The organism is Desulfosarcina alkanivorans (assembly GCF_009688945.1).
Taxonomy (GTDB): domain Bacteria; phylum Desulfobacterota; class Desulfobacteria; order Desulfobacterales; family Desulfosarcinaceae; genus Desulfosarcina; species Desulfosarcina alkanivorans.
Genome location: NZ_AP021874.1, coordinates 6,490,238 through 6,505,270 on the forward strand (window position 1 = coordinate 6,490,238; position 15,033 = coordinate 6,505,270).

Below are 15,033 nucleotides of genomic sequence, written 5' to 3' on the forward strand. Positions count from 1 at the left end.
CGGGCGGAGCCGGAAAGCACTCCGGCTCCGCTGACACCCCCTACCCCCGAGACAGGAAAAGGCGCGTATGATCGTACTTGAGACCAAGGAACTGACCAAGCAGTTCGGCGGGTTGACGGCCGTCAATGCCGTTTCCATGCACATCAACGAAGGTGATATCGTCGGGTTGATCGGTCCCAACGGGGCGGGCAAGACCACCCTGGTCAACGCCATGGCCGGGCTGAACCCGCCCACCTCCGGGCAGGTGTTCATCTTTGGCGAAAATACCACCGGCAAGACTCCTGAGAAGATGTGCCGGCGCGGGTTGTCGCGCACCTTTCAGATTCCCGTCCCCTTTCCCAAAATGACCGTGCTGGAAAACGTGATGACCGCCACCATCTTCGGCAACCGGCCGGGCACCATCAGGGATCCGGCGGCCCACAGCCGCCAGATGCTGGAATTCGTGGACTTCCCCATCGCCGAAGACACCATCAGCGAGCAGCTCAACACCGTTCAGCTAAAGCGCCTGGACCTGGCCCGGGCCCTGGCTTCCGGTCCGAAACTGCTTTTTCTGGACGAACTGGCATCGGGACTGAGCGAAGGGGAACTCAAGGATATGATCACCCTGATATTCAAGATCCGGGACCAGGGAATCACGATCCTGATGATCGAACACATCATGCAGCTGATCATGAACCTGTGCAACCGGCTGGTGTGCATCCAGTTCGGCACCAAGATCGCCGAGGGCACCACCGAGGAAGTGGCCAACGATCCGGCGGTGACCAAGGCCTACCTGGGCGACGCGGCGTTGGACTGTGCGCCCGATGCCCAGCAACCCGCATAGCCAACGGAGACGCGATGCTACTGGAAGTAAAAAGACTCAATGCCGGCTACGGCTTTCTGCAGATTCTGCGCGATGTGTCCCTGACCGTGGACACCGGGGAATACGTCTGTCTGGTGGGACCCAACGGGGCGGGCAAGAGCACCACCCTCAAGACCATCGCCGGCCTGGTGACGCCCATGGGCGGCGAGATCCGGTTCGACGGGGAGAACATCGGCGGCCTGCCGGGCAACCAGGTGGCCCGGCGGGGGATTTCCCTGGTGTCCGAGGCCATGAACCTGTTCGTCAACATGACCGTCCAGGAAAACCTGGCCATGGGGGCCTACACCATCCGCGACAAGAAAGCCCAGAAAGACCGTCTGGACTTTGTCTACGACCTGTTCCCCCGCCTGGTGGAGCGGCGCAACCAGCTGGCCGGCACCATGAGCGGGGGCGAGCGCAAAATGCTGGCCATCGGCCGGGGCCTCATGCCCAACCCCAAGCTGCTGCTGGTGGACGAGCCCTCCTTCGGCCTGGCCCCGCTGCTGACCGAAAACGTGTTCCAGAGCCTGGACACCCTGGTGAGCCAGGGGGTCACCATCATGCTGGTGGAGCAGAACGTGACCAAGACACTGGCGGTGACCGACCGCGGCTACGTCCTGGAAAACGGACGCATCGAGCTGTCGGGCAAGAGCAGCGATCTGGCCTGTGACGCCCACGTGAGAAAGGTTTTTCTGGGGGTATAAACGGAAAGGAAACGGTACATGGTAGAACAGGTAGAAAAACGCATCTGGGAGCGGGTCTTAAAATGGTGCCGGTCCCTGGCCGGTTTAACGGTCATCGCCACGGTGGTGATTGCCCTGCTGGCCACCCTGGACCGGGGGGGCTACGTGCTGGTGAACACCGTCGTCACCGGCGGCATGACGGCCCTGGTGGCCATGGGCCTGGCCCTGACCCTGGGGGTGCTCAACATTCCCATGTTCGCCCACGGGGAATACTTCATGATCGGCACCCTGGTGGCCTACTATGTCTTTACCCCGATCAGCGAATACGTCAGCACGCATCCCGAATCGCTGCTTGCTTTCTGGGGGCCGCTGGTCACCATCGTGGCGGCCATGATCATCGGCGCCCTGGCCGGGGTCGCCTCCGAACTGCTGGTATTCCGCCAGCTTCGCAAGCGCAGCCGCGAGAACTGGGTGATGAATTCGTTTCTGCTCACCGTGGGCCTGTCGGTGGTGCTGATCAACGCCCATCAGCTGTTTTTCGGGGCTGACTTCAAAGGCATCGTCGGCTACTGGAGCGGCATGCCCTTTTCGATCATGGACGTCTACATCTCCAAAGACCGGGGCATCGCCTTCATCCTGGCGGCGGTGGTGGTGGCCGCGTTCTGGTTTTTCATGACCTACACCCGTACGGGGCGGGCCATCCGGGCCGTCTCCCAGGACGAGACCGGGGCCCTGATGGTGGGCATCGGCCTCAACGGGATCCTGCTGCTGACCATGTCCCTGTCCTGCGCCCTGGCGGCCATTGCCGGTGCCGGCCTGCTGTTCATGTACCCCTCCTACCCGTCGGTGGGGCTGGAGCCGTTGTACATGGCCTGGTTCGTGGTGATCCTGGCCGGCCTGGGCAACGTGCTCGGGGCGGTGATGGGCGCCTTCATGGTGGCCCTGCTCAAGGTGCTCACGGTGGAATACATCGGCTCCGGCTGGGACTTCGTGGTGCCGTCGGCCCTGATCATCGTGATTCTGATATTCAAACCCAGCGGCATATTCGGCTCCGAAGTGCGCGGCGTACTGGACAAGTAACGGAGGATTCATGGACAACACGACCCCGAGCGTCAATCCTTTTGACCGGCTGCTGGACCTGCTCTGCTTTACCCCGCTGGGCCTGCTCGCCCTGCTGGTCCTGGTGGTATTGCCCCTGGTTCCGCCCTTCAACCAGGAGTACCTGGTCCGCTGGCTGGTCAGTGCCGCCTTCATTGCCTCCCTGGCCATCGCCTTCGACTTTACCGCCGGGCTGATCAACATTGTCAACTTCGGCTACTGCGCCATCATGGGGCTGGGGGGCTACACCTCGGCCATCCTGGCCGAGCGCATCGGCCTGAGCCCCTGGCTGGGCATGCTGGCCGGGGGGGTGACCGCCGCCGTGCTGGGACTGATCATCGGCATGATCACCCTCAGGCTGCGGGGCATCTTCGCCGCCTGCCTGGCCTGGTTCTTCGGCCTGGCGCTCATGGGTCTGGCCACCAAGATGGTATGGCTGACCCGCGGGCCCCTGGGCATGCGGGTGGACCGGCTGTTCGAGACCCAGTCCAACGTGCCCTACTACTACCTGTGCCTGGCCCTGATGGTCGGCATCTACATCATCTGCAAGTGGGTGACGCGCACGCGCATGGGGGTGGCATTTAAAGCCATCGGCCAGAACATGGAAGCGGCGCGCACCTCGGGGATCAACCCGGTGTTCTACCGGGTGAGCAACTTCGTGCTCTCGTGCGCCCTGGGCGGGGTGCTGGGCGGCTTTTACGCCCATTATTACGGGATCCTCACCCCGGACATGATGCACACCTCCAAAACTGTCGAAGTGCTGGCCGTGGCCTACATCGGCGGCCGGGGCAGCCTGTGGGGCGGGGCGGCCATCGCCTTTCCCTTCATCTTCGCCATGGAGCTGGTGCGCTCGTCCCTGACCAACCTGCCGGGATTGAACCTGCTGCTGTACGGCCTGCTGCTGATCGTGGTGATGATCTACTACCCCGGGGGATTCGCCCAGTTCTTCGACACCTACGTGCGTAAACCCAAAAACCGGATGATGGATTATTTCCTGAATGGGGCCTGCGGAAGTGCCAAGTGAGGCGTATAGGCTTATAACGACCTGTAAACTATAAATTAAATTCGGCCTATGTGATTCGCCGATGCAATTTCTACACGTAAAAGGAGAAGAAACGCTATGAAAACACAGGCAAGAGTGGTCGTCATCGGCGGTGGCGCCATTGGTGTGAGTGTGGCTTACCATCTGGCCAAATATGGCTGGGAAGACGTGGTTCTGATCGAAAAACACGAGCTGACTTCCGGGTCCACCTGGATGGCTGCCGGGAACTGTTCATTTTTCCACGGCAACTACTACTGCACCCAGGTCAATATGAAGAGCATCGAGATTTACCAGGGGCTGGAAGCTGAAACCGGCCAGAGCGTCGGCTGGCACACCACCGGTTCCATCCGTACGGCCGACAATCCGGGCCGCATGGAAGAACTGGGCTACATCTACAGCATGAACCGCTGCCTGGGCCTGGACGTGGACTGGATGTCCCCGGAAAAGATGAAAGAGATGCATCCGTTGATGAACACCGACGGAATTATCGGCGGTCTCTACTGGCCCGACGACGGCGACGTGGACCCCAACGGGATCACCATGGCCATGAGCATCGGTGCCAAGAAGCATGGTGCCGAGATCAACACCCACACCCAGGTGACCGGCATCGACCGCACCGCTTCCGGCGAGTGGCTGGTGCACACCGACAAGGGCGACGTCACCTGTGAATACGTGGTCAACGCAGCCGGCCTGTGGGCGCCGGAGGTGGCCAGGATGGTGGGTCTGGAAATCCCTTCCATTGCCGGCGAGCACACCCATATTCTTTTCGAAGCCATCGATGCGGTGGACAGCCACGACACCTACCTGCCGCTGGTTCGGGACCCCGATCGGTCCATCTATATCCGCCAGGAAATGGACAGCCTGATTCTGGGCCTGTACGAGAGCAAGGTCAAGCAATGGAACCCCAAAGGGGTGCCATGGGACTACGCCCAGACCGAACTGCAGCCGGACATCGACCACATCGCCGATTTCATCGAGCACGGCATCCATCGCTTCCCCATCATGGGCGAGACCGGCTTCAAGCACGTGACCGACGGTCCGATCACCTACACCCCCAACGGCGACCCGCTGGTGGGACCGGCCTACCCGCTGAAGAATTTCTTCCATGCCTGCGGATACAGCTTCGGCATTACCCAGGCCGGCGGCATCGGCCACTATCTGGCCGGCTGGATCATGAACGGTGAGCCCGAAATCGACCTGTGGCCGGTGGACAGCCGCCGCTACGGCAGCTACGCCAACTGGGCCTACAACCATGAGAAGATCGAAGACACCTATCCGCGCCTCTACGCCATCATCTGCCCCAACGACTGGCGCGACGCCGCCCGTCCCAACCGCACCGCGCCCATCTACGAATACCAGAAGCAGGCCGGCGCCGTGTTCGGCGACTACTACGGCTGGGAATGCCCCAACTACTTCACTGACAACACCGCCGACAAACGGGAAACCCCGGGCTGGAAGCGCAACAACACCAATGCATATGTGGATGCCGAATGCAAGCACGTCATGGAACACGCCGGCATTCTGGATCTTTCGCGTTTTGCCAAAACCCGCATCACCGGGCCCGGTGCCGAGGCCTGGCTCAATACCCTGACCTGCCAGAAGGTGCCGGTCCGGGACGGTCGTATCGCCCTGTCCCCCATGCTGGATCACAACGGCAATTTTAAATCGGACATGACCATTACCCGGATCCGGGACAACGATTACTTCTGCGTGACCGCCTCGGTGGGCAAGCGCCACGACCAGCACTGGCTGATGGAGAACCTGCCCGCCGACGGCAGCGTCTGCATGGAAGATGTTACCTACAAGCTGGGCTGCCTGGTAATCGCCGGTCCCAAAAGCCGTGAGGTATTGGCCAAGGCCTGCTACGACGACGTTTCCAACGAGGCATTCGCCTTCGGTACCAGCCGTGAGATCTATGTGGGCCGGGTCAAGTGCCGGGTCAACCGCATGAACTACGTCGGTGAACTCGGCTACGAGATTTTTCATCCCATCGAATCCCAGATTTCCGTTTTTCAGAGCCTGATGGCAGCCGGCGAGGCCCATGATCTCAAGATGTTCGGCATGTACGCCATGGATTCCATGCGTCTTGAAAAAGGCTATCTGGCCTGGAAGAGTGAAATGAACGTCCACCACACCCCCCTGGAAACCAACGTGGCCTGGACGGTGAAGATGGACAAGGATTTCATCGGCAAGGCCGGACTGGAAAAGCAGAAGGCCGAGGGGGTTCCCCGACAGCTGGTCTGCCTGGTTTGCGAGGCGGACGACGCCGACCCGTGGGGGTACAACCCCATTTTCAACGGTGAGGAAATCGTTGGCATGACCTCTTCGGGCGGGTATGGGCACCGGACGGACAAGAGCATTGCACTGGGCTACGTGCCGCCCGCACTGGCCGCACCGGGAACCCGTCTGGACGTGGAGGTGCTGGGCAAGCGCCTGGCTGCTGAAGTCGTGGCCATGCCGCTGTATGACCCGAAAAACGAGCGGATGAAAGCATAGAAAGGGCAATTATTAATTTTGAATGTTGAATTGTAAATTGATGAATTCCGTCGATTGATAAATTTATAATACCTTCATCTGAAATTAAAAATTAGTGATTCAAAATCATAGCTTGCAGGACCTCCTCCTGCTGCCGGGGCGGGTACGACCCGAGGCACCTCCCAAAAAGACGGGGTCGTGCCCGCTTTCTCCGGTAAATGGAGGATGTTGAGTACTTTTAGACCATAGAGGATTCTATTATGCAGATATACGTATGCGTTAAACATGTACCCGACACGGCGGCCAACATCAAGATTGTCGGTGAGAACGGCTTCGATGATGGCGCCTGTAAATTCATCGCCAACCCCTACGACGAATACGCTGTCGAACAGGCCGTGCAGCTGGTGGAGAAGAATGGCGGAGAAGTGATCGTCGTTACCGTGGGCAAGGCGGCGGCAGCCGGAACCATCCGCGCGGCCATGGCCATGGGCGCCCATCGCGGCATCCTGGTGACCCTGGACAGCCAGTTTCTGGACAGCCAGATTACGGCCCGGGCCCTGAAGGCCGCCATCGAACAGGACGGCCAGGCGGACATCATCTTCACCGGCAAGGGGGCCGTGGACACCGAAGGCTTTCAGACCCCGTATCGGCTGGCCGCAGCCATGGGGCTGCCGGTGGTCAATGAAATCAACCAGATGGACCTGGCTGATGGCAAAGCCACGGTCGGACACGAGATCGGTGGCGGTGCAAGGGAGGTGCTCGAGGTCAACCTGCCATGCGTGCTGGGTGCCACCAAGGGGCTCAACGAACCGCGCTACCCCAAATTCCCGGATATCATGAAGGCCAAGAAAAAACCCATCAAGGAGATTGCCCTGGCCGACCTGGGATTGTCCGCCGACAGCGCCGGCAGCGAACTGGTCAAGCTGGAGAAAGTCCCCGAGCGCACCGGCGCCAGGATGATGGATGGTGACGTCCGTCAGGCGGTGGAGGCGCTGGTGAAGATACTCAAAGAAGAAGAAAAAGTGATTTAATGTCGGCCGGAAACGGCATCTTGCGCCCCGGGCCGGCGTTCTCACATTTTCCCCATCCTCGACGCAGCGCTGCTGCGCCTGTGGTGTGAAAAATGCTGCGGCCTTGCCCCGGAACACAATCTACCATTTCCCGATAGACTCGAGCGTCGTCTATTACACGGCGATATAAGGAGAATTAATTATGGCTACCATCGGTGTTTTGATTGAAACCGAAGACGGCAATGTCAAGGATACCAACTTCGGTGTTCTCACCGCCGCCCGTGGACAGGGTGATGGCACGATCGTCGCCCTGATGATGGATGGGTCGGCGGAAGAGGCCAAGGGCTCGCTTGAAAAATACGGTGCCACGAAAGTGGTTCAGGTCTCCGTGGATGGCGCTGATCTGGATGCCAGCCCCGACCTCAAGGCGCGGGCATTGGCCGCCGCCATCGAGAATTTCAATCTGGACGTCCTGCTGGGGCTGGCCAGCGCCCAGGGTCGGGATCTCTTTGCCCGTCTGGCGGCGTCCATGGACCTGCCCCTGGCCTCGGACTGCGTGGCCCTCGACCTCGCTGCCAAAACCGTGAAGAAATCCCATTTTTCCGGAAAGACCTTTGCTACCGTCAAAATGTCCGGCAGCGTGATGCTGTGCGCCGTTCGCCCCAACGCCGTCGAGGCGCAGGAAGCACCGGCAGAGGCTGCCGTCGAGTCCTTTGCGGCCGCCGTGCAGGATCCCGGGCTGGTCAGGGTGGTGGACGTTAAAAAAGAAACCATCGACAACGTCGATCTGACCGAAGCCGCCGTCATCGTGACCGGCGGGCGGCCCATTGCTTCGGCGGACAACTATAAAATCCTGGATGAATGTGCCCGCCTGCTGGGCGGCGCCACCGGCGCCTCCCGCGCTGCCGTGGATGCGGGGTTTGCCCCCCACCCCATGCAGGTGGGACAGACCGGAAAAACGGTCAGCCCGCGACTGTACATCGGCTGCGGCCTGTCCGGTTCGGTTCAGCACTTTGCCGGCATGAAAACCTCCAAGGTGATCGTGGCCATCAACACCGACAAGGATGCACCCATTTTCGAAAAGTGCGATTATGGGATTATCGGTGACCTGTTCGAGGTCGTGCCGGTGCTGACCGAAGTGCTTAAAGAAAAACTGTAATGACCATTTGAAAACGGCATCTTGAGGGCCATATCGGCGTTCTCGGAGGATTGCAAGCCTCGACGTAGCGCTGCTACGTCTGTGGTTTCAATCCTCCTGCGGTCTTGATCTGGACCCCAACCTGCCGCTTCCAAACGGCCATTTTTAAACCAGGATAGTTGCTTAACCGAAATCTACCGGATGTGAACCGGCACCCGCAGGAAAACAATGGCTGGAACGGATCCCGATCACCCCTCTCCCCTCGATGGGAGAGGGAGGCTTGGGATGCGGCTTCAACCGATGAATGGCCAATCGCCACTCAAGCGTTTCTTCGCCCCCTATGGGGCAGAGGGACAGGGTGAGGGGGATTCGTAAAATAGCCGAGCGAAGCGAATCCAATCAACTGCTGGATTCCGGCTTCTGAATTCTGACCTCGGAGCAATCCGAATGCTTGAATTCATAACCATCTAAGGTCAATCCAACAAAGCAGCAAACATTTGCGGAGTAGGTAATGGAACAATATACCATCATCAAATCCTTTGTCATGCTCATGGCCCTGGTCGGGGCATTCTCCTTTTTTTCCATTCGGGTCAGGCGGCTTTACCGCCTGATGATGGCCGTAGAGGGCGCCGCCGAATTCAAGCTGGACCAGATCGGCAAACGGATCGGCGTATTGTTCAAGGACGTGCTGGGGCAGGCCAACGTGCGCCGCAAGAAACTTCCCGGCATCGCCCATACCCTGATCTTTTTCGGTTTTCTGGCCGTGCAGCCCCACAGTCTGGAGTTGATGATCAAGGGCGTCTGTCCGGCTTTCGAAGTCGGGCACTGGATCCCCGGGCTTTACGGGGGGTACCTGTTTGCGGCCGATATCCTGGCTTCCTTCGTCCTGGTGGGTTTTGCCTATGCCATCTACCGGCGGACCATGGTGCGCCCTGCCTACCTGACCATGGGTACCGACGCCAACCTGATCATCCTGTTTACTTGCCTGATCATCATCACTTTTCAGTTTATCAATGCCTTTCAGACCCTGCTGCCAGCAGAACCCGGTGCCTTCGATTACCGGGGGGTGTTTCCCCTGTCCAGCCTGTTGGTCGGATTCTTCGGCCTTGATCAGATGGGCCCGCAGCAGATTTTTGCCGGCTACGAGATTGCCTACTGGATCCACATGGCCACGATCATGGGATTCCTGGTCTATATCCCCGGGTCCAAGCACCTGCACCTGCTGGCAGCCGCCCCCAATGTCTTCTTGAAACCGCTGGCGCGTGAAAAGGCCATCGTCAAAACCGACATCGAAAACGAGGACCTGGAGACATTTGGCCTGGGCAAGGTCAGTGAACTGAACTGGAAGAATGTCCTCAACCTTTACGCCTGCACCGAGTGCGGCCGCTGCGAGGAGCAGTGCCCGGCAGCCAATACGGACAAGCCGCTTTCACCGAAGCAGATCGTCCATGACCTCAAGGTGGACCTTCTGGGCCAATCCGATGCCATTCTGGGCGGCAACTTCGACCAGGTGCAGCCCATCGTCCGGGAGGACTCGCCGGTGACCGGTGATGTGCTCTGGTCCTGTACCACCTGCCGGGCCTGCGAAGACATCTGCCCCGTGAACATCGAACACCTGGACTTCATCGTCGAAGCGCGCAAACACCAGGTGCTCATGGAGGCCAGCTTTCCCCCGGAGGTTCAGGAAACCTTCACCAACCTGGAAAACCAGGCCAACCCCTGGGGGTTCGGCGCCGACAGCCGTGCCGACTGGTGCAAGGGTATGGACGTGCCCCTGATGGGCGACAACCCCGACGCCGACCTGCTCTGGTTCGTGGGCTGCGCCGGCTCCTTTGACGACCGTGGCAAGAAAATCTCCCAGGCCATGGCCCGCGTGCTCCAGCGTGCCGGGGTGAACTTCGCCATCCTGGGGCCGGAGGAGGCCTGCAATGGCGACATGGCGCGTCGCGCCGGCAACGAGTACCTGGCCCAGATGCTGATCCAGCAGAACGTGGAGACACTCAACGGGTATAAACCGAGGCAAATACTCACCGGCTGCCCTCACTGCTTCAACATCATCAAGAACGAATACCCCCAGTTCGGCGCCAGTTATCCGGTGGTCAGCCACGCCGAGCTGCTCTTCGACCTGCACAAGCAGGGGCGGTTGAAGCCCAACGGAAACAGCCTGGGAACACTGACCTTCCATGATTCATGCTACCTGAGCCGATGGAACGGCATCGTCCAGCCGCCCCGCGACCTGCTGCGCTCCATGAACAGGGGGCAGTTGACCGAGATGACGCGCATCGGGCAAAAGGGATTCTGTTGCGGGGCCGGCGGCGGCCGCATGTTCATGGAGGAGAATCTGGGGCGTCGCATCAACGTGGATCGGGCCGAAGAGGTGATCGGTACCGGCGCGGCCACCGTGGCCGCCGCCTGCCCGTTTTGTGCCACCATGCTTTCCGACGGGCTGATGGACAAGGAGGCGGCGGTCGTGGTCAAGGACATTGCCGAACTGGTTGATGAAGCCACGTCCTGATACGCGATGGTTACGGCACGGTTGCATACACTGAAATTGGTACTTTCTGTGTCGGATGTTGGAAATCAAATTACAATAGTCAAAAACAAAATCACAACTAAATCGCAATGACCCAAATCCAAAATTCCAAACCTTTAGATCTTGAAGGAAGGACATTCCAATACAGGAGAAATCAAAGTAACGATCAGCTGTCGGCCTTCGCTCCCGTTTGAACTTTCGATATTGTGGTTTGGAATTTATTTGAAGTTTGGGTATTGAGATCAGGAACGTGTTTATTGGGAGGTGTATATGCCCGTAGAAGCCAACATCGTCGATATCCTCAAGAAGAACAAGATTGCCTACGAGGTGGTCGAGCACGAGCCGGTGTACACCAACCCGGCCATGGCCGAGGCCCTGGGGGTCAGCGAGGCCGAAACCGTAAAGTCCCTGGTGCTGCTCACCAAGGAGAAGCAGATGGTGGTGCTGGTGCTGCCCGGCGACAAGAAGGTGGACTGGAAAAAGGCCGCGGCAGGCATCGGGACCAAAAAGGTCTCCTTTGCCAAGCCCGAGGCGGTGCTGGAAAAGGTGGGCTGCGAGGTGGGCTGCGTGCCGCCCTTCGGCCAGCTGGCGTCCCTGCCGATTTTTATGGATCCGGATCTGGCCAAAAAGGATGTCGTCTATTTCAATCCGGGCCGGCACGACAAATCGTTTAAAATCAAAGCCTGGGACCTCAAGAAGGTCAGCAAGCCGAAATTCATCTGACCCCACGGTGCGGTGATGGGCGCCGGCAATATTGGCCGGCGCCTTCCTGGCATCCGGTTGCCGCCGGCACCATTCCTCCATCGTGACATTTCTTTTACTGGCCTTTCCCCTCGATATCCATTAAATTACCCGCTGGCATAATCCCGGGCACCGTTTTGGAACCAATGCGTCAGTTGGGCCTTTTTGCGGCGCCATTCGAACAGCTAAATCGAGTGTTTCATGAAGCCTGTTGCTTTTTTCTGTCGGACGTTCTTATCCTTTACCGCCGGTTGTCTGTTATTTCTGATGGCCGGCAGTGCCATTGCATCGGAGGCGCCCGAAACGTTGCCGCCGGGCGCCATTTCGACGCTTCATTACCTTCTGGATCTGGCCCGAACGGAGGATGGTGCTGCCTGTGATGCGCAGCGCATCGCGCCGTTGATGGCGTTTCTTCTGTCACCCAAGCCGGACGGCGCCCTTTACCGGGCAGATGATTCCTTCGACGCACCGTCCGCATACAATGAATTTACCGTCCATTCCGGTGTCCAGCGCATCACCGATTATATCCTGGATGCCGACATCCCGTCATTTTTCTTTTGGCCGTCATCCCTGCGGCTCTCCCGGTGGACCCGGGTGGAAGGCGGAGACCAGCAGTTTGCCCGGCTGAAATCGGCCTCCACCGATTGGAATTCAACATTCATCCTCAAAGGGACCGAACACATCACCATCACACCGGATCAGCACACCGGCGCCTACTACAGCTACGACGTCGACCGGATGGTTATCCTCGGCCCCTACCAGAAGGGGAAGGTGCTGATAAATATCTATCGGCAGCAGAAACCATCGGCGGTGGGCCGAAAAGGGTGGGTGCTGGGCAAAGACGATGAATGGAACTACCTGTACACCCGGGATAAGGGGTTGAACGTCAAGGGGCTGGGGTGGGCCGATACCTATATGTACGATTCATTCGGGATAACCGTTTATTATCAGGCGGATCCTGGAAGTCCGGCCGTCACCTGCGGAACCGTCAGCTGGGTGAAGGCCGGCTGGGCGGGTATCAACATGGTCAAATCCAAACATATTCATCGGGGGCTGGTCCGGGTGGCACACGCTTTTACAGCGGTGATGGAAGACCCGCGGCTGCCGGAGCCGGCCCAATTGGCTGAGACCTTTTCAAAATCCAAAAACCTGCCGACCCCCACCTTGAGGGCCTACGCCAGAGATTATCTTTCCGGCCTCGAGCAGCGCATCGCGTCATCCGAAATCCTACTGAAAAAAATCGGTGGAACGTTTGACAGCCACGCCCTGCTCGAGCAGATGACCCGCGATGAATTGTACGCCGTTTTGGCCCTGGACTATTTTAAAAAAATTCTCGGGCATAATCCTGTGATGTCATCCCACCCGTTTTAATTCGGCCCCGGCCATCGGCCGGCCTTCATGCCTTCGCGTCATTATCGATTTTCGCCCCGCGGCACGGATGATCGTGGAAGACGCTGCCGCTATCGATTACCCCTCCTTTTCCCGGTGGGGGGCGTGTTCGACAACCCGCATGTGCTTCCATTTTCCCTGCCGGTAACGGAAAAATGACAGCGCAAAAAGGGAGGTGATGAAGGCCAGGACGCACATCCAGGCATAGACCACGCCACATTGCAGAAGGTGGATACCGACATAAAGGGGCACCACCATAAAGCAGAGGCCCGCACCGCCGATGCTCCACATCACAAACCGGGTATCCCCGGCACCTTTCAGAACCCCGACGAAACTCATGTACAGGGCATCCATGAAAAGATAAACGGCGACGATCCGAAGCAGGCGGCGACCCATTTCCATAATGACCGCGGCTTCCCCGACGGTCTGGCCCCCGACCATGAAAAGGGCCAGCGCTTTATCCGGCGCAAACATGAAGGCCAGATCGACGAACAGGGTATACAACAATAGAAAATGAATGGCGCTGAAGGTTGCGTATTGGGCTTCGGCGGGCTTTTTTCTGCCGAGCGCCTGGCCCACCAGGGTGCTGATTCCCTGGGAAAAACCCATGGCCGGCATGAATGCGATGGAACTGATGGACAGAACGATGCTGGTGGCTGCCAGTTCCAGCGCGCCGATCCGTCCGACCATGAAAATAAAAAAAGTGAAGGCAAAGATATCCAGGCAGAACTGCATGGCGCCGGGAATACCGTACTTCATCAGCCGCATGAGCATATCGGCATCGATCCGGCGGCTACTGATGATCCGATAGTTTTTTTCGTTGGCCGCAGTGAACGTCAGCACCGAAAACAGCAGGGCCATCAGGGCCCAGGACGATACGGTCGCAATGCCGGCGCCGGCGATGCCGAGTTCCGGAAAGATCCAGATGCCGTTGATCAGCGAATAGTCCAGGGGAATGTTGAAGGCCATGCCGATGAAGGAGATGATCATGACCGGCCGGGTCACCCCCCTTCCGGTGAAAAATGCCGAAAGGGCATGGACGCTGATATGGAAAACGGATCCCGCGCACAAGATCTTAAAATAAATTGCCTCGAGGCCTTGAATGGTCTGGGGGTGACCCGCCAGTGAAAATATCGGGGCGGCCATGAACAGCGAGGACAGGCCCAGAATACAACCTGAAGCGAAGCTGAAATACAGGCCCTGCCAGAGTGCCGCGCCAATCCGCCGGCTGGTCCCGGCGCCTTTGTATTGAGCGATAAAGACGGAAAGGTAGGCGGCCACACCGCCAAAGAAGGCCAAAAACAGAAATGCGGCGATCCCCGAAGGCGTCGCGGCGGCAATTGCGTCAAGGCTGAAATTCGCCAGGAAAACCCTGTCGGTGAACTCCATCACCGTGGTGGCGGCCGTTCCCATGACTAGGGGGACGCATACGGTGGCCACCTCCCGGTACCGGCTGTGCTGCCGCCATCTTTTCAACCATTTATCACGTGGCGGCATCCCTATTGGGTATTCTCCGGCGTGATCTCGATGGGGCCGACCGTCAGAACCGGGGAGGCCTTGATGTCCTTGGCGTCAATCATCTGAACCAGCCGCTGCAGGGAACTCAGAATCATGGATTGCTCCCAGTCCTTCAGCGTGTCGAATTGATTTAAGAAGGACTCCTGAATGGGCGGTGGCGCCTGGGCCAACAGCTTCCGGCAGGCCTCTGTCGGCTGGATGACGACGCGCCTTCTGTCGATCTCATTTTTCGTTCTGGTAATCAATTGCCGTTTTTCAAGGCGATCGGTAATTCCGGTGACCGTCGCCTGGCTGAGACTCACGGATGCAGCGACCTCTCCCGGAGACATCTCTCCCGCCCTGGTTAATTCTCGCAGGATGATCAGCTGAGGGCCGGTCAGGCCGAAGTGCTTGGACAGGTATCGGGAGTGAAGATCAATGGCCCGAATCAGTCTTCTCAGGGAAATCAATACCTCGTCGCTGATGCTGCCCTGGGTCGGTTCCACCATGGTCATTCCCCAATCCCTTTTTTTTTGCGTCGTTCGTCGAATACCGTCTGCCGGAAAGCGTTGGAGCGGGTTATCTA

The 15,033-nt window shown here is 58.8% G+C and carries 12 protein-coding genes; 10 read left to right on the forward strand and 2 right to left on the reverse strand.

Features of this window, described 5'->3' with window-relative positions; genetic code table 11:
- Positions 1–67 precede the first annotated feature (67 nt).
- From DSCA_RS28170 to DSCA_RS28215, 10 genes are all read left to right on the forward strand, one after another.
- Positions 68–823: an ABC transporter ATP-binding protein gene (locus tag DSCA_RS28170; protein WP_155319608.1), complete on the forward strand. Its 756-nt coding sequence runs from the start codon at positions 68–70 to the stop codon at positions 821–823.
- 14 nt (positions 824–837) lie between these two features.
- The gene (locus DSCA_RS28175) at positions 838–1,545 is read left to right on the forward strand and encodes an ABC transporter ATP-binding protein (RefSeq protein WP_155319609.1); all 708 of its coding nucleotides are present in this window, start codon (positions 838–840) and stop codon (positions 1,543–1,545) included.
- A gap of 18 nt (positions 1,546–1,563) precedes the next feature.
- Positions 1,564–2,604 (forward strand): branched-chain amino acid ABC transporter permease, encoded by a 1,041-nt coding sequence (locus DSCA_RS28180; RefSeq protein WP_155319610.1) that lies wholly within the window; start codon positions 1,564–1,566, stop codon positions 2,602–2,604.
- 10 nt (positions 2,605–2,614) lie between these two features.
- Positions 2,615–3,646, forward strand: a complete 1,032-nt coding sequence (locus DSCA_RS28185; RefSeq protein ID WP_155319611.1) for a branched-chain amino acid ABC transporter permease — start codon at positions 2,615–2,617, stop codon at positions 3,644–3,646.
- 96 nt (positions 3,647–3,742) lie between these two features.
- Entirely contained in the window at positions 3,743–6,160 is a 2,418-nt protein-coding gene (locus DSCA_RS28190) for a GcvT family protein (protein WP_155319612.1), read from the forward strand.
- Between the two features lie 239 nt (positions 6,161–6,399).
- Positions 6,400–7,170, forward strand: a complete 771-nt coding sequence (locus DSCA_RS28195; protein ID WP_155319613.1) for an electron transfer flavoprotein subunit beta/FixA family protein — start codon at positions 6,400–6,402, stop codon at positions 7,168–7,170.
- A 181-nt stretch (positions 7,171–7,351) separates the two neighbouring features.
- Positions 7,352–8,308, forward strand: coding sequence for an electron transfer flavoprotein subunit alpha/FixB family protein (locus DSCA_RS28200; protein ID WP_155319614.1), 957 nt, complete (start codon positions 7,352–7,354; stop codon positions 8,306–8,308).
- Positions 8,309–8,798: 490 nt separating this feature from the next.
- The gene (locus tag DSCA_RS28205) at positions 8,799–10,802 is read left to right on the forward strand and encodes a (Fe-S)-binding protein (RefSeq protein WP_155319615.1); all 2,004 of its coding nucleotides are present in this window, start codon (positions 8,799–8,801) and stop codon (positions 10,800–10,802) included.
- 288 nt (positions 10,803–11,090) lie between these two features.
- Positions 11,091–11,543: an aminoacyl-tRNA deacylase gene (locus DSCA_RS28210; protein ID WP_155319616.1), complete on the forward strand. Its 453-nt coding sequence runs from the start codon at positions 11,091–11,093 to the stop codon at positions 11,541–11,543.
- A 219-nt stretch (positions 11,544–11,762) separates the two neighbouring features.
- Positions 11,763–12,932 carry a hypothetical protein gene (locus DSCA_RS28215; protein WP_155319617.1) on the forward strand — a complete coding sequence of 390 codons (1,170 nt, stop codon included), beginning with the start codon at positions 11,763–11,765 and terminating at the stop codon, positions 12,930–12,932.
- A 96-nt stretch (positions 12,933–13,028) separates the two neighbouring features.
- Here DSCA_RS28215 and DSCA_RS28220 read toward each other — a convergent pair whose 3' ends face one another.
- Both DSCA_RS28220 and DSCA_RS28225 read right to left on the reverse strand, forming a co-directional pair.
- Positions 13,029–14,447 carry an MATE family efflux transporter gene (locus tag DSCA_RS28220; RefSeq protein WP_155319618.1) on the reverse strand — a complete coding sequence of 473 codons (1,419 nt, stop codon included), beginning with the start codon at positions 14,445–14,447 and terminating at the stop codon, positions 13,029–13,031.
- A gap of 2 nt (positions 14,448–14,449) precedes the next feature.
- Positions 14,450–14,962, reverse strand: a complete 513-nt coding sequence (locus tag DSCA_RS28225) for a MarR family winged helix-turn-helix transcriptional regulator (protein WP_197904684.1) — start codon at positions 14,960–14,962, stop codon at positions 14,450–14,452.
- Positions 14,963–15,033 lie beyond the last annotated feature (71 nt).